The following is a 20182-nucleotide window of genomic DNA, read 5'->3' on the forward strand; positions in this document are numbered from 1 at the left end:
CTTTCTAGAGTGATGTGACCATGATGGGCAAAAGCGGCCTGCCGGCGTTGTAGGAGCCTGCCGCGCCTGGGTGTGCGGTGCCACGGGCCGCCCCGCGTGGGACAGCAGGGCGGCGCAAGACAGTTCAAAGCTGACGGCTGCGCGCCAGCGGCGGGTTCTGCGCAAAGTAGCGCTGGATGCCGCGCATCAGCGCGTCGGAAAGGCTTTCCTGGTAGCTGACGCTGCGCAGGTTGGCTTCTTCTTCGGGGTTGCTGATGAATGCCGTCTCGACCAGCACGCTTGGAATGTCGGGCGCCTTGAGCACGGCAAAACCGGCCTGCTCGACCTGCGGCTTGTGCAGCCGCGCACCGATGCCGCGGATCTCACCGAGCATGGCGCCGCCGAGCTTCAGGCTGTCGTTGATCTGTGCCGTGGTGCTCATGTCGAGCAGTGCGCGCTGCACCTGCGCTTCATGGTTGCCGACGTTCACGCCGCCCACCTTGTCGGCATCGTTTTCCTTGTTGGCGAGCCAGCGTGCGGCGCTGCTCGAGGCGCCGCTCTGGCTCAGCGCGAACACGCTCGCGCCGCGCGCGGCGGGCGTGGTGAAGGCATCGGCATGGATGCTCACGAACAGGTCGGCCTGCACGCGCCGTGCTTTTTGCACGCGCACGCCCAGCGGCACGAAAAAGTCCGCATCACGCGTGAGAAACGCACGCATCGGATTGCCGTTGACGCTGCTGGCGTTGATGCGGTCGCGAAGGCGGTGCGCGATCTGCAGCACGATGTCTTTTTCGCGCGTGCCGTTGGGGCCGATGGCACCCGGGTCTTCGCCGCCGTGGCCGGGATCGAGCGCCACGATGATGATGCGGTCGGTGCGGCTGGCGGTAGCGTTGCCGCGTGCGGGCGCGGGGGGCGCGGGGGGCGCGGGGGGCACGGCAGGTGCGACAGGCGCAGCAGGCGCAATGGGCGCGACAGGTGGTGGTGGCGCGGCAGGCCCGGGCCGCGTCGACTGCTGCGTCATCAGTTCGCCGAGCGGATCGGGCGCGGGCGCGGCCGCCGCGGCCGGCGGCCGAGCGGGAGGCGCGGTGCTGCCGGGCACAGGGCGCGGCGCGGGCACGTTGGGCGACGGCCGCACGAGGATCGGCGGCCCGCCATCGGGCGCGACGGCCGAAGAGGGCGCGGCGGGCGGTGGGACCGAGGGCGCGCTGGCCACGGCGGTGTCGTTGCCGCTGCTGCTACCGCCGCTGCGCGGTGCCTCGCGCAGGCGCTCGGTGATCAGCGCTTCCATCGGATCGATGGCTTTTTCGGGGTAGAGGTCGAGCACCAACCGGTGCTTGTACGCGGCGATCGGCGCCAGCGAGAACACCTGCGGCACCACGGCCTGCTTCAGGTCGAAGACGATGCGCACCACCTTCGGCGCGTTTTGCCCGACGCGCAGGCCGTTGATGTAGGGGTCGCCGGGCTTGATCTTGCCGACCAGCTCGCGCAGTTCGGGATTCAGGTCGATGCCTTCGATGTCCACTGCCAGCCGCGGCGGACTGCCCACCACGAGTTGCTGCGAATGCAGGCGCGCATCGGACTCGATGGTCACGCGCGTGTAGTCGGCGGCGGGCCATACGCGCACTGCGAGGATGGTGGCGCCGCGCGCGATCTGGTGCACGCCGAGCATCAGCGCAATGCTGCCGCCTTGCAGCAGCACGCGCCGCTTGAGGCCGCTCGCCTTCATGCGCCGACGCGCGCCAGCAGGTCGCTGCCGCGCGGGGTGTTGGCCAGGAGGGCCACGCTGCGTGTGTCGTCTGTCATTGCTTCTATTTTAATAGCGAGGTCGGCAGTTGGTGTGCGGCCTGCGGCGTTTTCCGGCCATTCAGCGAGCTTGAGCCCCGGTCCCGCAAAAATGTCGCGAAAACCGGCGTCGTCCCATTCGCGGGGATCGTTGAAGCGATAGAAATCGAAATGGAAGATGGCGAGCCCGTCGGGTGCCTCGTGCGGCTCGACCACCGCATAGGTCGGGCTCTTGATGCGACCCTGGATGCCCAGCGCGCGCAGCAGGTGCCGCACGAAGGTGGTCTTGCCGGCGCCGAGGTCGCCATGCAGCGCAATGAAGGCATCGCGCAAGGCGGGCGAGGCCGCGAGCGCGCGTGCGAAGGCGGCGGTGTCGTCCTCGCTGCGCCAGTGCAGCGTGCGGCCGGCGTTCTTCGGAATTTCTACAATCGGCAAGTGATCGTCAGCCATCCACTCGTTGCTCGTATTCAGGCATTGGCCCGGGAACTCGGATTCTCCCAAATCGGAATCGCGGGCGTCGATCTATCGAGCGCCGAGGAAGGTCTGATGCAATGGCTGGCCCATGGGTTCCATGGCGAGATGAAATACATGGCAACGCACGGCACGCGCCGCGCGCGGCCCGCAGAGCTGGTGCCGGGCACGGTGAGCGTCATCACGGCCCGCATGGACTACCTGCCGCGTGACACGCCGCTGGACGATTGGCAGGCCGTCGAATTCGACCGTCTCACGCGCCCCGGCGAGGCCATCGTCTCCGTCTATGCACGCGGCCGCGACTATCACAAGGTGCTGCGTGCACGGCTGGCCAGGCTGGCCGAACGCATTGCCGAGGAGGTCGGCCCGTTCGGGCATCGCGCCTTCACCGATTCGGCCCCGGTGCTCGAAGCCGAACTCGCGTCGCGCAGCGGCCAAGGCTGGCGCGGCAAGCACACGCTGGTGCTGGATCGAAGCGCGGGCTCGATGTTCTTTCTCGGCGAGATCTACGTCGACATGGCGCTGCCCGAGAGCGAGCCGGTCACCGCGCATTGCGGCAGTTGCAGCGCCTGCATCGACGTGTGCCCGACGAAGGCCATCATTGCGCCCTACCGGCTCGATGCGCGCCGCTGCATCTCGTATCTCACCATCGAGCACGGCGGACCGATTCCGCTGGAGCTTCGGCCGTTGATGGGCAACCGCATCTACGGTTGCGACGACTGCCAGCTGATCTGCCCCTGGAACAAGTTTGCGAAGAAAAGCGCGCTGCCCGACTTCGACGCACGCGAAGGGCTGACCGGCCAGGCGCTGGCGTCACTCTTCGCCTGGAGCGAGGAAGATTTCTTGCGCTTCACCGAAGGCAGTCCCATCCGGCGCATCGGGCACGAACGATGGTTGCGCAACATCGCCGTCGCGCTTGGCAACGCACTGCGTGCTGGCGAAAGCGGTGCCGCGGAGGCACTGGCCACACGGGCTGCCCACCCCAGCGAACTGGTGCGCGAGCACGTGGCGTGGGCGCTGGCGCAGCAGCCCGAGTCGGCTAGCGCGGCAACGCCAGCGCAAACGGCAGGCTGGCCATCCCCAACAACGTAGACAGGGTCACGAGACCCGCCACGTACGGCCCGTTGTAGCCCATGCGCGCTGCCAGCACATAGGCGCTCGAGGCCGTGGGCACGGCCGAAAACGCCATCAGCACGGAAGCCTGCGTGGCGTCCAGGCGCAGCGCAAGGGAGAGACCCCAAGCGACCAGGGGCAAGATCAGGTGCCGGATGGCCAGCACCGAAACCGCCAGCACCTTGCCGCGCCCAAGGGTTGCGAACTGCATGCCCGCTCCCGCTGCCAGCAGGCCGAGCGCAAGCGATGCGGCGCCGATGCGCGTGAGCGTCGGCGTGGCCCAGTTCGGAACGGTGAAGCCCAGCACGTTCGCGAGCAGCCCCGCCAGCGTGGCAACGATCAGCGGATTGCGCACCAGCTGCCGCGCAAACCCGGTCTTGGCGTGCCGCGTCATCGGCCAGACGGCCGCGATGTTGAACATGGGCACGCACACGCCGATCAGCACCGCGATCAGCAACAGGCCTTGCGGGCCGGCCAACCGTTCGGCCAGCGCGAGGCAGATGAAGGAGTTGAAGCGAAACGCGATCTGCGCGCTTGCGGCGTGATCGCGGCGGTCGATGTGCGTGCGCAGGCCCGGGATGAAGGGCAGTGCATAGGCCAGCGCGATGCCGCTGATGCCGATGCCCACGCCCGCGGTGAGCAGGCTCGATGTGGCGCCAAAATCGAGCGGGCTGCGCACGATCGAATGGAACAGCAGTACCGGAAAAAGAAAGTAGTACACCAGGCTTTCGACCTGGTCCCACACGCGGCGGTCGAGAGCGGTGTAGCGGCAAAGCAGCCAACCGATGGCAATGAGAGAAAAATCCGGAAAGAGCAGCTGGGCGAAGTTCACCGCTTCGAGCATAAACCGCGGCGGACCATGGGTATTCCACAGCACGGGCCCGGTGCGAAGCCGCTAGCATCCGGGGCTTTGCTTTTTCGACACAGTCAATCAAGGAGTTTTCGATGCAACGTCGTCAATGGGGCGCCATGATGGGTGCCGCCGCGCTGGTCGCGGTCGCGGGCCAGAGCTTCGCGCAGGGCTATCCCAACAAGCCGGTCGAACTGAGCGTGCCCTTTGCACCGGGCGGCACCACCGACATCGTGGCGCGCGTGATTGCCGATCCGCTGGGCAAGGTGCTGGGTCAACCCGTGGTGGTGATCAACCGCGCGGGTGGCGGCGGCATCGTGGGTGCGGCCGAAACGGCGCGCGCCACGCCCGACGGCTACAAGCTCGGCGTGGCCACGGTCTCGAGCACGGCGGCCAACCCGGCCATCAACCCCAAGGTGCCGTACGACCCCATCAACGACTTCACGCCGATCATCAACATTGCGGCCACGCCGAACATCATTGCGGTGAACCCGAGCTTCCCGGCCAAGAACTATGCAGAGTTCGTGGCCGAGCTCAAGAAGAACCCCGGCAAGTATTCATATGCCTCGTCGGGCACGGGCGGCATCGGCCATCTGCTGATGGAGCTCTACAAGAGCCTTACCAACACCTTCGTAACGCACATTCCCTATCGCGGCGCGGGCCCCGCGCTCAACGACGTGGTGGCAGGCCAGGTGCCGATCATTTTCGACAACATTCCGTCGGCCATGCCGTTCATCCAGAGCGGCCGCCTGGTTCCCATCGTGGTGTCGGCGCCGCAGCGCCTTGCCGCGTTGCCCAACGTGCCGACCTTCAAGGAAGTGGGGCTCGAGCCGGTCAATCGCATGGCCTACTACGGCATCCTCGGCCCCAAGGGCCTGCCGAAGGAAGTGGTCGACAAGATCAATGCCGGCGTGAAGAAGTCCGTGGAAGACCCGGCCGTGAAGAAGCGCATCGAAGACACCGGTTCGCTGATCGTGGCCAACACGCCCGAGCAGTTTGCCGCGCAGATCAAGGCCGAGTACGACGTCTACAAGCAGGTGGTTGCCAAGCAGAAGCTGAAGCTCGACTGACCGCAGTTGCTCTGAGCCAAGGCCGCCCGCACGAGGCGGCCTTTTTCTTTGGTGATTTTCTTTTTGCTATCTTGCAGGCATGACCGAGGCCACCGCCACACAAACCCCTGAAATCGACGACTTCATCGACGCCCTCTGGCTCGAAGACGGACTGTCGAAAAACACGCTGGCCGCCTACCGGCGCGACCTGGCGCTGTTCGCCGGGTGGCTGCGCAAGGAGCGCGGCGGCGCGCTGCTCGATGCCGCGAAGGAGAACGACCTGCAGGCCTACATGGGCGTGCGCCTTTCCACCAAAGGCAAGGCCACCTCGGCCAATCGCCGGCTCACCGTGTTCAAGCGCTACTACCGCTGGGCGCTGCGCGAGCGGCGCATCTCGGCCGATCCGAGCCTGCGGCTCGCGCCGGCGCGGCAGATGCCGCGCGCCATCAAGACCTTGTCCGAGAAGCAGGTCGACGACCTGCTGGCCGCGCCCGACGTCGAGACGCCGCTGGGGCTGCGCGATCGCGCCATGCTCGAGCTGATGTATGCGAGCGGGCTGCGCGTGAGCGAGCTCGTGTCGCTCAAGGCCATCGACATGAGCCTGAATGACGGTGTGTTGCGCGTGCTGGGCAAGGGCAACAAGGAACGCCTCGTGCCCTTCGGCGGCGAGGCCAGGCGCTGGATCGAGCGCTACCTGGAGGAGTCGCGGCCCGCCATCCTGGACGGCCAGCAGACGCCCGACCTGTTCGTGACTTCGCGCGGCGCGGGCATGACGCGCGTGATGTTCTGGATCATCGTGAAGAAGCAGGCCGCCGCGGCCGGCATTCACGTGCCGTTGTCGCCGCACACCTTGCGCCATGCGTTCGCCACGCATTTGCTGAACCATGGCGCCGACCTGCGCGCGGTGCAGCTGCTGCTGGGGCACGCCGATATTTCGACCACCACCATCTACACCCACGTGGCGCGCGAGCGGCTCAAGCAGCTGCACGCCAGGCACCACCCGCGCGGCTGAGGGTGCACGCGAATGAACCGTGCCATGCCGCCGCCGCTGCTCCGCATCGGTTGCGCGGGCTGGAGCCTGCCGCGGGTGTCGTGGCCCGATTTTCCTGCCGATGGTTCGCATCTGGCGCGCTATGCGCAGCGCTTCGATGCGGTGGAAATCGACAGCTCGTTCTACAAGCCTCACCGGCGCGAAACCTATGAGCGCTGGGCCGCCAGCACGCCCGGCGGCTTCCGCTTCGCGGTGAAGTTGCCGCAGTTCATTACGCACGAAAGGCGGCTGGCCGATGCCATGCCTGCGTTCGAGGCGTTCCTCGCGCAGGTCGGCGGGTTGGGCGGCAAGCTTGGCTGCCTCGTCGTGCAGCTGCCGCCCAGCCTTGCGTTCGATGCAGGCATTGCAAAGCGATTCTTGGCGGCGCTGCGAAAGAGGTTCGAAGGCCCGGTGGCGCTCGAGCCGCGGCATCGCAGCTGGTTCGTGCCGCAGGCGGAAGGCTTGCTCTCGTTGTTTCACGTGGCCCGCGTGCTGGCCGACCCGGTCCTGTTCCACGAGGCCGCGGCACCGGGGGGATGGCCCGGGCTGGTGTACCTGCGCCTGCACGGTTCACCACGCCGCTACTGGTCGGCCTACGACGACGCACTGTTGCTGCGGCTTGCCGTTCGCTTGCGCCAGGCCACGGAGAGGGACGGCGCGGCATGCTGGTGCATCTTCGACAACACGGCCAGCGGCGCAGCCGTGGGCAACGCGCTGACGCTGTTGCGCATTGCTTCAAAATCGGCGCCTCCCTCCATGGGACATCCATGAACTTCTCCAGATTCGACATGCATTTTTCATTCAAGTCCGCGTGGTTCCTTGCCGGCGCGGCGCTCTGCGCAGCGGCTGCCGGTGCACAGGCCCAGACCATTCCCAAGACCATCCGCCTCATCGTGGCGTACCCCGCAGGAGGCGTCAGCGACGTGGTCGCGCGCGCGCTCGGCGACAAACTCGCCACGCAGTTGGGAACCACCGTGGTGGTGGAAAACCGCGCCGGTGCCAGCGGCACCATCGGCATGGACGCAGTGGCCAAGGCCGCGCCCGATGGCGCCACGCTGGGCTTTTCGGCCATCAGCCCGCTGGTGTTGAGCCCGCACCTCGGCAAGCTGCCCTTCGATCCGCAGAAAGACATCGCGCCCGTCGCGAGCGTGATGTATTCGCCGGTGCTGCTGATCGCCACGCCGGCCAGCAAGTCAAAGGATTTCCGCGCGCTCATCGCCGATGCCAAGGCGCAGCCGGGCGCGGTGCGCTGGGCCACTTCGGGTCCGGCGTCGCTCGGCCACATCGTGCTGGAGCAGGTGAGGGCGGCGGCGGGCGTGGACATCACGCACGTGCCCTACAAGGGTGGCGGCCAGCAGCTCAACGATGGCTTGGGCGGGCAGTTCGAGATTCTTTCGAGCAACGCGAGCCCCACGCTCACTTCGCACATCCAGTCGGGCAAGCTGCGTCCGCTGGCGGTGGGCGCGCCCGCGCGGCTCGAAAGCTTGCCGCAGGTGCCCACGCTGGGCGAGCTGGGCTACAACGCGGCCAACATCAACTCGCTGTTCGGTGTCTTCGCGCCCGCGGCGACACCACCCGCGCTCGTTGCAAAGTACAACGCCGAGATCAACAAGGCGCTGGCGAGCCCCGAGTTGCGCGCCAAGCTCACGGCCACCGACAACGTGCCGACCGGCGGCACCCCCGCGGCCTTTGCCAAGGAGATCGCCTCGGAGTTCGAGAGCAACGGGCGCATCGTCAAGGCCGCGAACATCAAGGCCGATTGACCCTGCGTCCTGGCGCGCTGAAAGTTCGAGAATGCGCACAGGCACTACAAGGAACTCCCATGGTGGCACTCCCTGACGACACCGGCGCGAAGCGCGCGCTGTACCTGGAAGACCTGTCGGTTGGCGATCGTTTCCAGAGCGGCGAACATGTGCTGGACGTGAAGCAGATCAAGGCCTTTGCGCTTCAGTTCGATCCGCAGCCTTTTCACACCGACGAAAAGGCCGCGAAGAACACTTTCTTCGGCGGCCTGGCGGCGAGTGGCTGGCACACGGCGGCGCTCACGATGAAGCTGCTGGTGGAAAGCGGCATTCCGCTGGCCGAGGGCATCATCGGCTCGGGCGGCGAACTGCAATGGCCCAAGCCCACGCGGCCCGGCGATGTGCTGCATGTGGTGAGCGAAGTCCTCGAGATCACGCCCTCGCGCTCCAAGCCCGGCCGCGCGATGGTGACGATGCGCTGCCGCACGCTCAACCAGCTGGGCGAGGTGGTCCAGTACTTCACGCCGAAGCTGGTGGTGCACGCCCGGCCTGCGTAGGCCTTCCGTTCAGTCTTTGCTGCTGGCCGAGAGCGCGCGCAGTTCCTCGGTGCTGAAGCCGGCCCGTCCGCGGGCTTCGAGGTTGAAGGGCGGCTTCAGGCGCGGCGCCTCGTAGCGTGCCACCAGTTCGGGGTAGGTCGCCTCGGGGTCGCGGCCCTCACGCTCGCAGAGCCAGCGGTACCAGTGGTTGCCGATGGCCACGTGGCCCACTTCGTCGCGCAGGATGATGTCGAGGATCTCGACCGCGCGCAGTGCATCGGGCGTGTTGACGCGCTTCAGCTTGGCCTGGATCAGCGGCGTGGCGTCGAGCCCTCGCGCTTCGAGCGTGCGTGGCACCAGCGCCATGCGCGCCAGCACGTCGTCCTTCGTTTTCTCGCACATGCTCCAGAGCCCGTCGTGGCCGGGTAAGTCGCCGTAGCGCCAGCCCATGTCCTGCAGGTGCGCATGCAGCAGCGTGAAGTGCTGTGCCTCTTCATCGGCCACGCGCAGCCAGTCGCGGTAGTAGGCCTCGGGCATGCCGTCGTAGCGCCAGACCGCATCGAGCGCAAGATTGATGGCGTTGAACTCGATGTGGCAGATCGAATGGATCAGCGCAGCGCGGCCGTCGGTCGTGAAGGGCGAGCGTTTTTGCACGGCGGTGGCAGCCACGCGCAGCGGCCTTTCGGGACGGCCCGGCACGCCGATGTCATCGCCTACCGTGCGCAGGGGTTCGGTTGCTATGGAATCGGTAGCGGCTCGCGCAGCGGTGGTGCGTGTTGCCGCCACCTTTGCTTCAGGATCGCTCAGTCGCAGCGCGGCCAGCGCGCTCAATCGGGGGTGCATCCCTACAATTCTAGTTTTTGCTCCCGGAGACTCCACGATGGCCCTCTATGAACTCGACGGCGTTGCGCCGCAACTCGGCACCGGCGCATGGGTCGCCGACAGCGCGGAAGTGATCGGCAACGTGCAGCTGGGCGAGAACGCGAGCATCTGGTTCGGTGCGGTGCTGCGCGGCGACAACGAGACGATGACCATCGGACGCAACAGCAACGTGCAGGACATGTCGATGCTGCACTCCGACCCCGGCAGCCCGCTCACCATCGGCGAGAACGTCACCATCGGCCACCAGGTCATGCTGCATGGCTGCACCATCGGCGACAACTCGCTGATCGGCATCCAGGCCGTGGTCTTGAATAACGCGAAGATCGGCCGCAATTCGATTGTCGGTGCCGGCAGCGTCGTGACCGAGGGCAAGGAGTTTCCCGACAATTCCCTGATCTTCGGTTCGCCCGCCAAGGTGATGCGCACGATCAGCGACCAAGACGCCGCCCGTTTGCGCCACGGCTCCGACCATTACGTCGACAACGCCGTTCGCTATGCGAAGGGCCTCAAGAAGATTGCCTGACCGAGCGCGGGCCCAACAGAAAGAAGAATCCGTTTTGAGCGAGCTGCACAAATTCCTGTTCGATGGCCTCCCGGTGCGCGGCATGATCGTGCGCCTGACAGATGCGTGGCAGGAAATCCTGGCGCGGCGCGCCTCCAACACCGCCACCGGCGCCTATGCGCCGCCCGTGGCCGAGCTGCTCGGCGAGATGACCGCCGCGGCCACTCTGATGCAGGCCAACATCAAGTTCAACGGCGCGTTGATTCTGCAGATCTTCGGCGACGGTCCGGTCAAGGTGGCCGTGGCCGAGGCCAAGCCCGACCTGAGCCTGCGCGCCACCGCCAAGGTGATCGGCAACCTGCCTGCCGATGCGCGCCTGCCGGAGATGGTGAACGAGAACAACAAGGGCCGCTGCGCGATCACGCTCGACCCCAAGGACAAGCTGCCGGGCACGACGCCTTACCAGGGCGTGGTGCCGCTCTTCGACGACGAGGGCGAGAAGCTCGGCAAGCTCAGCGACGTGCTGCAGCACTACATGCTGCAGAGCGAGCAGCTCGACACGACGCTGGTGCTCGCGGCCGACGACAAGGTGGCGGCGGGCCTGCTCATCCAGCGCTTGCCGGTCAAGGGCGAGGGCAATCTCGAAGGCCAGTCCGGCACATCGGTCAGGGACCATGACCAGGGCAACCAGGACCAGATCGGCCTGAACGAGGACTACAACCGCATTTCGATTCTCGCCTCGAGCCTCACGCGCGACGAGTTGCTGACGCTCGACATCGAGACCATTCTTCGGCGCCTGTTCTGGGAAGAAAAGCTGCTGCGCTTCGAGCCGCAGGCGGGCCTGCTAGGGCCGCACTTCGCGTGCACCTGCGGCCGCGACCGCGTGGCGCAGATGATCCGCGGGCTCGGCGTGGAAGAGGCCGAGGAGATCCTCGCGGAGCGCGGCGACATCGAAGTGGGCTGCGACTTCTGCGGCAAGCAGTACCGCTTCGACGCGGTCGATGCGGCGCAGATCTTCAGGCCGCCGGGCGACCAGGTTCCGGGCAGCCCCGTCGTCCAGTAACAGCGCCGTCGGCGAAGCCGGCCGCCTAGATCAGCGCGGCGCCTTGTCGTCGAAGTCGCCGAACACGATGTCGGGTGCGCTGGTGTTGTGGCGCGAAGGCAGGCTGCGTCCGAAGCGCAGGTGCGTGCCGCTCAGCGTCTTCAGCTCGGGAAGGGACAGCACCTGCTCCGCGGCATCGGGCGACTCCTGCCACCGCACCTCGCTCACGTCGGCGTTGTCGGGCGTGACGTACATCGAGCGCAGCACGGCAAAGGGCCGGGCATTGGCCGTCGGCGACGAGAGTCGCACGTCGAGCGCGGTGCGCGTTCGGCTGATCTCGGAAACCTTGGCCACGGCGCTGCCGCCCCCGACGAAGCGCAGGTGGATGGCCAGGGGCTTGGGCACGATGCGGATCGACGCAATGTCGACCACCGGCCGCTTGCCCTGTTCGACCGGCCCGAGCAGGAACGAAGAGCCGTACACCCCGTCACCGAAGCGTTCTTCCGGCAGCGGCTTGATGCGCCAGTAGCCGTCGGCCGGATAGAGCACCAGCGCCTCGAGCGCCTTGCCTTCTTCCTTGCGGAAGATCTGCAGCATGTGAAAGCCACGGTCCGTACGCGCGCCCACGCGCACCGGCACTTGCTGCGGCCGCCAGAAGCTCGGCAAGGTCATGCCGACGATGCGCCACTGCGCGTCGTCCAGCAGCACCACGCGGCGGGGCTTGAACTTGTGCGCGGGATCGGTGGGGTGCGCACCGCCGTCGAAGTTGCAGTTCGAGAAGTCGGGTGCGGTGGTGTCGTTGCCGATGCTGTCCAGGTAGGGCGGTTGCAGCGCCTCGATGCGCATGCGCCGGATGCCAGCGCCGTGCAGCACCAACGAGACGTTGTCTTCCTCGGCGCAGGCCGTGGGCGTGGTGGCGTTTTCCACCGTGGCGGCAACGGGCGCGGCCATGGCGGCGCCGGCCGCGAGCAGTGCGGCAAACAAGAGGCTGGCCCAGCCAGCGGAATGATGAGAGAAACGAATCGGGAACATCAGATCTCCGAACTGGGGGTCGAGGGGTTGTCGCGGCGTCCGATCAGGTCGCTGAAGAGCCGATGTTCGCATTCCGGGTCGGAGCACTTCTCGCAAGGCCATGTCCAGGCGGCTGGTTTCGAATCGAAGCGGCCTCGTGCGCGAGGCCGGCCTTCGCTGGCGGCAATGGAGTTGATGGCGTTCCACGCACTGGAAAGCCTTTCGCTGCCGGTGCCGTGCACCACCGCGAAAGAAAGCCTCGCGCCCGTCAGCGCCGCGCGCACCAGCGCATCGGTGGGCTCGCGCGCGTGATCGCCATCGCGCAATGCGTCGGCAACCCATGGAATGTCGAGCGCGGTCAGCAAGGTGATGGCATAGCGCGCCTGCGCCGCCAGCGCGTCGGCATGGAGCGAGGTGTCGCCGAACAGCTGCTCGCTGTAGACCGCGGTCATGAGGGCCGTGGTGTCGGCCACCACCACGCCCACGGCGGCCGCGGCGTCGATGCGGCGGGTCTGCTCTTGGGCAATGGACCGCTGCTCGTCGGGGCGGGGCGTGCGGCCTTCGCGGTCGCACCACTCGCGCAGGTATTCGCCCACCATCGTGGTTGCAATGCCGCGCTCTTGCAGGCGCTGCACGAGCGCGCGGGCGAGTTCGGTCTTGCCCGTGCTCTCGGCGCCGAGCAGCGCAACGACGCATCCGACCGGCAGCATGGGAGTCATGCGCGCGCAGCCCCGGGCATGCGCGTGCGCCATGCAAGAAAGCCGGCCACGCTGAGCACAGCAAACACGGCGTAGAGGCCGACCGTGAGCCACAGGCCCTTGTGGATGAACAGGCCTACGCTCACGATGTTCACCGCCAGCCACACGAGCCAGTTCTCGATGAATTTGCGCCCGAGCAGGAACTGGCCGACGAGGCTGAGCCCGGTCGAGAACCCGTCCCACCAGGGCACGTCGGTGTCTGTAAAACGGTGCAGGAAGAGCGCGACCGCGGGCCACGCCAGTGCGCAGGCCGCCAGCGAAAACGCGATGCCGCGCGGCGGCAGCCGGCTGACCCGCAATGCACTGCCATCGGCGCGATGGCCCCGCAGCCACTGAAACCAGCCCCAGCTCGCGACGATCGCGAAAAACACCTGGAGCGAGGCGTCGCCATAGATGCGTGCCTGTGCGAACACAGCCACGTAGAGCAGCGAACTGACGATCGCGAGCGGCCAGCCCCAATGGACTTCGCGCATGTTGCAGCCGACCATCGCAAGCGCCAGCACGGCGGCCACGAGTTCGAGCCAGCTGACCGGTGAGCCCCAGAGCGCGAAGGCGGGGGCCGAGAAGAACTCGGGCATCAGGGCGTCAGGTGCCGAGTGTGGGAGTATCGAGCGCCGCCGGGCCGCCCCAAGGCGCGAGCGGCCCCCTCGGGGGGCAGCGAGGACACGCAGTGCCGAGCGTGGGGGCCATATTCAGCGTGTGACCTGAACGAACACTTCGTTGGGCTTGACCATGCCCAATTCTTGGCGCGCGCGCTCCTCGACCATCTCGAGGCCGACCTTGAGGTCGTTGACCTCTGAGGCCAGCCGCTCGTTGGTCACAGTGGCCTTGGCATTGGCCTCTTTTTGCTCCGCCAGCTTGGTCTGCAGCTGCGACACGTCGCGCACGCTGCCGCGCCCGTTCCACAGCTGCCACTGCAGGATGACCAGCAGCAGCAACAGCACGATGGGTGGAACGAGGCGCGAGCGCATGCCGCCGGCTTCGAGCGCTACTTCAGGTTGTAGAACGCGCCGCGGCCGGGGTAGCTGGCGATGTCGCCGAGGTCTTCTTCGATGCGCAGCAGCTGGTTGTACTTGGCGATGCGGTCGGAGCGCGAGAGCGAACCAGTCTTGATCTGGCCGGCGTTGGTGCCCACCGCGATGTCGGCGATGGTGCTGTCCTCGGTTTCGCCCGAGCGGTGCGAGATGACGGCCGTGTAGCCCGCGCGCTTGGCCATCTCGATGGCGGCGAAGGTCTCGGTCAGCGTGCCGATCTGGTTGATCTTGATGAGGATCGAGTTGGCAATGCCCTTGTCGATGCCTTCCTGCAGGATCTTGGTGTTGGTGACGAACAGGTCGTCGCCCACCAGCTGAACGCGCTTGCCGAGGCGGTCGGTGAGCAGCTTCCAGCCGTCCCAGTCGCCTTCGTGCATGCCGTCCTCGATGCTGATGATCGGGTACTTGTCGACCCAGGTGGCCAGCATGTCGGCCCAGTTGCCGGCCGACAGCGTGAGGTTCTCGCCGGAGAGCACGTAGTTGCCGTCCTTGTAGAACTCGCTGGCGGCGCAGTCGAGGCCGAGCGCAATCTGCTCGCCCGCCACGTAGCCGGCCTTGTCGATGGCTTCGAGAATCAGCTGGATGGCTGCTTCATGGCTCTCGACGCTGGGCGCGAAACCGCCTTCGTCGCCGACCGCCGTGCTGATGCCGCGGTCGCCCAGGATCTTCTTGAGCGCGTGGAACACCTCGGCGCCGTAGCGAACGGCCTCGCGGAAGCTTGGCGCACCCACGGGGATGATCATGAACTCTTGCAGATCGAGGCTGTTGTTGGCGTGCGCGCCGCCGTTGATGACGTTCATCATCGGCACCGGCAGCTGCATGCCGCCCATGCCGCCGAAATAGCGGTAAAGCGGCAGGCCCGACTCTTCGGCCGCGGCGCGTGCCACGGCCATCGAAACGGCCAGGGTGGCGTTGGCGCCCAGGCGGCCCTTGTTGTCGGTGCCGTCCAGGTCGATCATCGTGCGGTCGAGGAAGGCCTGCTCGCTGGCGTCCAGGCCGAGCACGGATTCCGAGATCTCGGTGTTGATGTTCTCCACGGCCTTGAGCACGCCCTTGCCCAGGTAGCGCTTCTTGTCGCCGTCGCGCAGCTCGATGGCTTCGCGCGAACCGGTCGATGCGCCCGATGGCACGGCCGCGCGGCCCATGGTGCCCGATTCGAGCAGCACGTCGCACTCGACTGTGGGATTGCCGCGGCTGTCGAGGATTTCGCGGCCGACGATGTCAACGATTGCACTCATCTTTTGTCTTTCTCAATAAAACGGATCACAGACCTTCGACAACGATCATGCGCATGATCGCGGCGCCCTGGCGCGAGGCGCGCGCCTTGCCGTACTCGGGCGATTCATTGAATTTCTTGGCGGCTTCGACGCTCGGGAACTTGAGGATCACGATGCGCTGGGGAGCCCAGTCGCCCTCGAGCACTTCGACCTTGCCGCCGCGCACACACACCTCGGCACCGTGCGCCTTCATGGCTTCGGTGGACCACTTCTTGTAGTCCTCGTACTGCACCGGGTTGGTGACTTCGACGTTGGCGATGATGTAGGCGCTGCTCATTGCTGAAAGATGTCCTCGAGGAAAGCGTTTTTCTTGGTGACCTGGTCGAGAGCGAGCAGCGTTTCGAGCAGGGCCTTCATGTGCTTGAGCGGCACGGCATTGGGGCCGTCGCTCAGTGCCTTGGCGGGGTCGGGGTGCGTTTCCATGAAGAGTCCGGCCACGCCCACGGCCACGGCCGCGCGCGACAGCACCGGCACCATTTCGCGCTGGCCGCCCGAGCTCGTGCCCTGGCCGCCCGGCAGCTGCACCGAGTGGGTGGCGTCGAACACGACGGGTGCGCCAGTCTCGCGCATGATTGCGAGCGAACGCATGTCGGACACGAGGTTGTTGTAACCAAAGCTCGCGCCGCGTTCGCAGGCCATGAAGCTGTCTTCGGGCAGGCCCGCTTCCTTGGCCGCCGCGCGCGCCTTGTCGATCACGTTCTTCATGTCGTGCGGCGCGAGGAACTGGCCCTTCTTGATGTTGACCGGCTTGCCCGACTGCGCCACCGCGCGGATGAAGTCGGTCTGGCGGCACAGGAAGGCGGGGGTCTGCAGCACATCGACCACCTTGGCGGCCTCGGTGATGTCGTCTTCGGTGTGAACGTCGGTCAGCACCGGCAGGCCGAGTTCGCGCTTCACCTTGGCCAGGATCTCCAGGCCCTTCTCGCGGCCCGGGCCGCGAAAGCTGGTGCCCGACGACCGGTTGGCCTTGTCGAAGCTGCTCTTGAAAATGAACGGAATGCCGAGCGAGGAAGTGATTTCCTTCAGCGTGCCGGCCGTGTCCATCTGCAATTGCTCGGATTCGACCACGCAGGGTCCGGCAATCAGGAAGAAGGGCTGGTCGAGCCCGATGTCGAATCCGCAGAGTTTCATGCGACTGCCTTCAGGTTCTTTGCACCGCCCGCACTGCGGGCCTTGTGCTCGAGCGCCGCCTTGATGAAGGCGTTGAAGAGCGGATGGCCGCTCCACGGCGTCGACTTGAATTCGGGGTGGAACTGCACGCCCATGTACCAGGGGTGCACGTCCTGCGGCAGCTCGACGATTTCGGTGAGGTGCTCGCGCTGCGTCAGCGCGGAAATCACGAGACCTGCGGCGCGCAGCTCGTCGAGGTAGTTCACGTTGGCTTCGTAGCGGTGGCGGTGGCGTTCGGTCACCACGTCGCCGTAGATGCTGTGGGCCAGCGTGCCGGCCGTAACGTCGGAGCTTTGCGCGCCCAGGCGCATGGTGCCGCCGAGGTCTGACTTCTCGTTGCGCGTCTTCACGGTGCCGTCGGCGTCCTTCCATTCGGTGATCAGCGCGATCACGGGGCAGGGCGTTTCGGGATCGAACTCGGTGCTGTTGGCGTTCTTGAGGCCCGCCACGTGGCGCGCGTATTCGATGGTTGCCACCTGCATGCCCAGGCAGATGCCGAGGTAGGGCACCTTGCCTTCGCGCGCAAAGCGGGCGGCCGAGATCTTGCCCTCGACGCCGCGCTGGCCGAAGCCGCCGGGCACCAGGATCGCGTCGTACTTGGCAAGCCGCGAGACGTCTTGCGCCGAAATGGTTTCGGAATCGATGTAGTCGATCTTCACGCGGGCATGGTTCTTCATGCCGGCGTGGCGCAGTGCTTCGTTCAGCGACTTGTAGCTGTCGGACAGGTCGACGTACTTGCCGACCATGGCAATGCTCACTTCCTGCTGCGGATGCTCGACTTCGTAGACCAGATCGTCCCAGCGCTGCAGCTTGGCGGGCGGCGTGTTGATGCGCAGCTTGTCGCAGATGAGGCCGTCCAGGCCCTGCTCGTGCAGCATGCGCGGCACCTTGTAGATGGTGTCGACGTCCCACATCGAGATCACACCCCATTCGGGCACGTTCGAGAACAGCGAGATCTTGGCGCGCTCGTCGTCGGGAATCGGACGGTCGGCACGGCACAGCAGTGCGTCGGCCTGAATGCCGATGGCACGCAGTTCCTTGGCGGTGTGCTGGGTGGGCTTGGTCTTGAGCTCGCCGGCGGCGGCGATCCAGGGCACGTAGCTCAGGTGCACGAAGGCCGAGTTGTTCGGGCCCATGCGCAGGCTCATCTGGCGCACGGCTTCGAGGAACGGGAGCGATTCGATGTCGCCCACCGTGCCGCCGATTTCGACGATGGCCACGTCCACTTCATGCGCGGTGCCGAGGCCGGCGCCGCGCTTGATGTATTCCTGGATCTCGTTGGTGATGTGCGGGATCACCTGTACCGTCTTGCCGAGGTAGTCGCCGCGGCGCTCTTTTTCGAGCACGGTCTTGTAGATCTGGCCGGTGGTGAAGTTGTTGGCCTTGCGCATCCGCGTGGTGATGAAGCGCTCGTAGTGGCCGAGGTCGAGGTCGGTCTCGGCACCGTCGTCGGTAACGAACACCTCGCCATGCTGGAACGGCGACATCGTGCCGGGATCGACATTGATGTACGGATCCAGCTTGATGAGGGTGACTTTGAGGCCGCGCGATTCGAGGATCGCAGCGAGGGAGGCGGAGGCGATTCCCTTGCCAAGGGAAGATACGACACCACCGGTGACGAAGACAAATTTGGTCATGCCAGTTCCGGACGCGAGGACCGGGCAGTGGGAAATGCTGATTATAGGTGTGCCCATTGCGACAGCTTCCGCCAAGGACATCTTTCTAAGGGCCGCGACGCACGGCCGCCCGAAGTGCGGGCAGGCTGGGGGTGAGCAACAATACGCCCCATGCAAGATCTCGCCGGCAAACACATCGTCCTGGGCCTCACTGGCGGTATCGCCTGCTACAAGTCGGCCGAGTTGTGCCGCCTGTTCGTGAAGGCGGGCGCCACCGTCCAGGTCGTGATGACCGAGGCAGCCGAGCAGTTCATCACGCCGGTCACGATGCAGGCGCTGTCGGGGCGCACGGTCTACACCTCGCAGTGGGACACGCGCGAGCCCAACAACATGCCGCACATCAACCTGAGCCGCGAGGCCGATGCCATCGTGCTCGCGCCCTGCAGCGCCGACTTCATCGCGCGGCTGGTGCAGGGAAGAACCGACGACCTGCTGAGCCTGATGTGCCTGGCGCGCCCGATGGACCGCGTGCCGCTCTTGATTGCGCCGGCCATGAACCGCGAGATGTGGGCGCATCCCGCCACCCAGCGCAACCTGATGCAGGTGGCGGCCGACGGTGCCACGGTGCTGGGCGTGGGCAATGGCTGGCAGGCCTGCGGCGAGACCGGCGACGGGCGCATGCTCGAACCGCCGCAGCTGCTCGAGGACGTCACGGCCTTCTTTGCGCCGAAGCTGCTTGCGGGCCAGAAAGTGCTGGTGACCGCGGGCCCCACTTTCGAGCCGCTCGATCCCATCCGCGGTATCACCAACCATTCGTCCGGCAAGATGGGTTTCTCCATTGCGCGCGCCGCCCGCGAGGCTGGCGCCGAAGTGACGCTGGTGGCCGGTCCGGTGCACCTGCCCACCCCGCGCGGGGTCCACCGCATCGACGTGCTTTCGGCAGCGGACATGCTCGACGCGACCCTGCGTGCATCGCAGTCTGCTAGCATTTTTATAGCGACGGCGGCCGTGGCGGACTGGCGCCCCGCGACGCACAGCGAACAAAAGATCAAGAAGGACGGCAGCGGCAAGACGCCGGTGCTGAATTTCGTCGAGAACCCCGACATCCTGCTGGCGGTCGCCAAGAGCGAGCGCGCCCAGACGCGCAAGCTGTTCTGCGTCGGCTTCGCGGCTGAGAGCGAGAACCTGGCGGAGCACGCCAAGGCCAAGCGCGAGCGCAAGGGAATTCCGCTCCTGGTCGGAAACATTGGCCCGCTGACTTTCGGGCAGGACGACAATGCGCTGCTGCTGGTGGACGCAAAGCGCACGCGCGAGCTGCCGCGCGCGCCCAAGCTCACCCTGGCGCGCGAACTCATGACCGAGATCGCCGCACGCCTGCCTGACTGGAGGGCCTGATGAATCCCCAATGGAACACACCGCCCAATGGCGATTTCGCCAGCTACGTCGAGCGGCTGTCCGCCCAGGCTGCATTGCCCAAGCGGGCAGCGCACGAAGGCGATCATGGGCTCGACGTGGGCATGACGCCCGCGCCAGGTGCCCAAGGCGCGCAGGGCGCCGCGGCGGCCGCGGCACAGCGGCGTGAATCCTCGAACGGCGATACCTCCGTGCCAGGCTTCGGGGCGTTCCCGCCTGCGGCGCTCAAGATCATCGGCGTGGTGGGCGCGCTGGTTCTCGTTGCGCTGTGGTCGGCCGGCGTGCCTGTCGTCGTCCTGGTGGTCTTGTTCGGTGCGGCCCTCTGGCTCGCCAGCAAGTTCAAGGGCCTGAAGCTTTCACCCGGCGTGGCCAAGTGGCAGCAGGTGCTCGAGGAAGCCGCCCGCAAGCAAAGAGAACAGCAACACAAGCAAGGCAAGTAGAAGTGAAAGTAGACGTTCGTATCCTCGATCCACGCATGGTGGATCAATTGCCCGCCTATGCCACCCCCGGCAGCGCAGGGCTCGATCTCAGGGCCTGCCTCGATGCACCCATCACGCTGGAGCCCAATGCCTGGCAGCTCGTGGGCACCGGCATCGCGATCCACTTGGCCGACGCTGGCTATGCGGCGCTGATCCTTCCGCGCTCCGGCCTGGGTCACAAGCACGGCATCGTGCTGGGCAACCTCGTGGGCCTGATCGACAGCGACTACCAGGGCGAACTGAAGATCAGCGCATGGAACCGCAGCGACACGCCGTTCGTGCTCCAGCCGATGGAGCGGCTGGCGCAGCTCGTGATCGTGCCCGTGGTGCAGGCGGAGTTTCGCGTGGTCACAGAATTTGCAGCTTCGCAACGTGGCGAAGGCGGCTACGGGTCCACCGGCAAGCACTGACCTCGTCTTCGCGTATCGGGCCGGTAAAGATCGGAA

23 protein-coding genes are annotated in these 20182 nt (G+C 66.4%); 11 read left to right on the forward strand and 12 right to left on the reverse strand.

The window, feature by feature from the left end; all coding sequences use genetic code 11:
- Window positions 1-124: 124 nt before the first annotated feature.
- Both BLR24_RS13160 and tsaE read right to left on the reverse strand, forming a co-directional pair.
- Window positions 125-1705, reverse strand: coding sequence for an N-acetylmuramoyl-L-alanine amidase (locus BLR24_RS13160; protein WP_093017503.1), 1581 nt, complete (start codon window positions 1703-1705; stop codon window positions 125-127).
- The gene (gene tsaE, locus BLR24_RS13165) at window positions 1702-2211 is read right to left on the reverse strand and encodes a tRNA (adenosine(37)-N6)-threonylcarbamoyltransferase complex ATPase subunit type 1 TsaE (protein WP_093017505.1); all 510 of its coding nucleotides are present in this window, start codon (window positions 2209-2211) and stop codon (window positions 1702-1704) included. Before tsaE ends, BLR24_RS13160 begins: the two co-directional genes overlap by 4 nt.
- Here tsaE and queG point away from each other — a divergent pair.
- Window positions 2197-3324 (forward strand): tRNA epoxyqueuosine(34) reductase QueG, encoded by a 1128-nt coding sequence (gene queG / locus BLR24_RS13170; RefSeq protein ID WP_093017507.1) that lies wholly within the window; start codon window positions 2197-2199, stop codon window positions 3322-3324. The two genes, tsaE and queG, sit on opposite strands and share 15 nt — an antisense overlap.
- Here queG and BLR24_RS13175 read toward each other — a convergent pair.
- A complete protein-coding gene (locus tag BLR24_RS13175) occupies window positions 3272-4189 on the reverse strand; it encodes an AEC family transporter (RefSeq protein ID WP_093017509.1) in 918 nt (305 codons plus the stop codon). The genes queG and BLR24_RS13175 overlap by 53 nt on opposite strands.
- Window positions 4190-4290: 101 nt before the next feature.
- On the opposite strand from BLR24_RS13175, the gene BLR24_RS13180 reads away from it, so the two are divergent.
- The 5 genes from BLR24_RS13180 to BLR24_RS13200 all read left to right on the forward strand — a co-directional run bounded on the left by BLR24_RS13180 (window position 4291) and on the right by BLR24_RS13200 (window position 8573).
- Window positions 4291-5265, forward strand: coding sequence for a tripartite tricarboxylate transporter substrate binding protein BugE (locus tag BLR24_RS13180; RefSeq protein WP_093017511.1), 975 nt, complete (start codon window positions 4291-4293; stop codon window positions 5263-5265).
- A gap of 79 nt (window positions 5266-5344) precedes the next feature.
- The gene (gene xerD / locus BLR24_RS13185; protein WP_093017513.1) at window positions 5345-6256 is read left to right on the forward strand and encodes a site-specific tyrosine recombinase XerD; all 912 of its coding nucleotides are present in this window, start codon (window positions 5345-5347) and stop codon (window positions 6254-6256) included.
- Between the two features lie 12 nt (window positions 6257-6268).
- Entirely contained in the window at window positions 6269-7045 is a 777-nt protein-coding gene (locus BLR24_RS13190; RefSeq protein WP_093017515.1) for a DUF72 domain-containing protein, read from the forward strand.
- Complete coding sequence (locus BLR24_RS13195; RefSeq protein ID WP_093017517.1) at window positions 7042-8037, forward strand: Bug family tripartite tricarboxylate transporter substrate binding protein; 996 nt, start codon at window positions 7042-7044, stop codon at window positions 8035-8037. The genes BLR24_RS13190 and BLR24_RS13195 overlap by 4 nt, the downstream gene beginning before the upstream one ends.
- A 59-nt stretch (window positions 8038-8096) precedes the next feature.
- Entirely contained in the window at window positions 8097-8573 is a 477-nt protein-coding gene (locus BLR24_RS13200) for a MaoC family dehydratase (RefSeq protein WP_093017519.1), read from the forward strand.
- A 9-nt stretch (window positions 8574-8582) separates the two neighbouring features.
- Here BLR24_RS13200 and BLR24_RS13205 read toward each other — a convergent pair whose 3' ends face one another.
- The gene (locus tag BLR24_RS13205) at window positions 8583-9395 is read right to left on the reverse strand and encodes a ferritin-like domain-containing protein (protein ID WP_093017521.1); all 813 of its coding nucleotides are present in this window, start codon (window positions 9393-9395) and stop codon (window positions 8583-8585) included.
- A 37-nt stretch (window positions 9396-9432) separates the two neighbouring features.
- Here BLR24_RS13205 and BLR24_RS13210 point away from each other — a divergent pair, with 37 nt between their 5' ends.
- Window positions 9433-9957, forward strand: coding sequence for a gamma carbonic anhydrase family protein (locus BLR24_RS13210; protein ID WP_093017523.1), 525 nt, complete (start codon window positions 9433-9435; stop codon window positions 9955-9957).
- 34 nt (window positions 9958-9991) lie between these two features.
- The gene (locus BLR24_RS13215; protein ID WP_093017525.1) at window positions 9992-10999 is read left to right on the forward strand and encodes an Hsp33 family molecular chaperone HslO; all 1008 of its coding nucleotides are present in this window, start codon (window positions 9992-9994) and stop codon (window positions 10997-10999) included.
- A gap of 30 nt (window positions 11000-11029) precedes the next feature.
- Here BLR24_RS13215 and BLR24_RS13220 read toward each other — a convergent pair whose 3' ends face one another.
- The 8 genes from BLR24_RS13220 to BLR24_RS13255 form a co-directional block, all read right to left on the reverse strand.
- A complete protein-coding gene (locus BLR24_RS13220; RefSeq protein WP_175543266.1) occupies window positions 11030-12010 on the reverse strand; it encodes a hypothetical protein in 981 nt (326 codons plus the stop codon).
- Window positions 12010-12708: an AAA family ATPase gene (locus BLR24_RS13225; RefSeq protein WP_093018219.1), complete on the reverse strand. Its 699-nt coding sequence runs from the start codon at window positions 12706-12708 to the stop codon at window positions 12010-12012. The genes BLR24_RS13220 and BLR24_RS13225 overlap by 1 nt, the downstream gene beginning before the upstream one ends.
- Entirely contained in the window at window positions 12705-13325 is a 621-nt protein-coding gene (pnuC, locus tag BLR24_RS13230; protein WP_093017529.1) for a nicotinamide riboside transporter PnuC, read from the reverse strand. Before pnuC ends, BLR24_RS13225 begins: the two co-directional genes overlap by 4 nt.
- A 114-nt stretch (window positions 13326-13439) precedes the next feature.
- Window positions 13440-13718, reverse strand: coding sequence for a cell division protein FtsB (ftsB, locus tag BLR24_RS13235; protein WP_093017531.1), 279 nt, complete (start codon window positions 13716-13718; stop codon window positions 13440-13442).
- 17 nt (window positions 13719-13735) lie between these two features.
- Window positions 13736-15019: a phosphopyruvate hydratase gene (gene eno, locus BLR24_RS13240; RefSeq protein WP_055805298.1), complete on the reverse strand. Its 1284-nt coding sequence runs from the start codon at window positions 15017-15019 to the stop codon at window positions 13736-13738.
- A gap of 25 nt (window positions 15020-15044) precedes the next feature.
- The gene (locus BLR24_RS13245) at window positions 15045-15335 is read right to left on the reverse strand and encodes a DUF1330 domain-containing protein (RefSeq protein ID WP_093017533.1); all 291 of its coding nucleotides are present in this window, start codon (window positions 15333-15335) and stop codon (window positions 15045-15047) included.
- Entirely contained in the window at window positions 15332-16189 is an 858-nt protein-coding gene (kdsA, locus tag BLR24_RS13250; RefSeq protein WP_093017535.1) for a 3-deoxy-8-phosphooctulonate synthase, read from the reverse strand. The genes BLR24_RS13245 and kdsA overlap by 4 nt, the downstream gene beginning before the upstream one ends.
- Window positions 16186-17865, reverse strand: a complete 1680-nt coding sequence (locus tag BLR24_RS13255; protein WP_055805307.1) for a CTP synthase — start codon at window positions 17863-17865, stop codon at window positions 16186-16188. The genes kdsA and BLR24_RS13255 overlap by 4 nt, the downstream gene beginning before the upstream one ends.
- Before the next feature lie 150 nt (window positions 17866-18015).
- Between BLR24_RS13255 and coaBC the strand changes: the two genes are divergently transcribed.
- From coaBC to dut, 3 genes are read left to right on the forward strand one after another with little or no spacing between them, the layout of a single operon-like run.
- Window positions 18016-19239 carry a bifunctional phosphopantothenoylcysteine decarboxylase/phosphopantothenate--cysteine ligase CoaBC gene (coaBC, locus tag BLR24_RS13260; RefSeq protein ID WP_093017537.1) on the forward strand — a complete coding sequence of 408 codons (1224 nt, stop codon included), beginning with the start codon at window positions 18016-18018 and terminating at the stop codon, window positions 19237-19239.
- Complete coding sequence (locus tag BLR24_RS13265; RefSeq protein ID WP_093017539.1) at window positions 19239-19697, forward strand: hypothetical protein; 459 nt, start codon at window positions 19239-19241, stop codon at window positions 19695-19697. Before coaBC ends, BLR24_RS13265 begins: the two co-directional genes overlap by 1 nt.
- Before the next feature lie 2 nt (window positions 19698-19699).
- Window positions 19700-20146: a dUTP diphosphatase gene (gene dut / locus BLR24_RS13270; RefSeq protein ID WP_093017541.1), complete on the forward strand. Its 447-nt coding sequence runs from the start codon at window positions 19700-19702 to the stop codon at window positions 20144-20146.
- Window positions 20147-20182 lie beyond the last annotated feature (36 nt).

Origin of the sequence: Variovorax sp. OV700, from assembly GCF_900099805.1 — a bacterium.
Taxonomy (GTDB): Bacteria; Pseudomonadota; Gammaproteobacteria; order Burkholderiales; family Burkholderiaceae_C; genus Variovorax.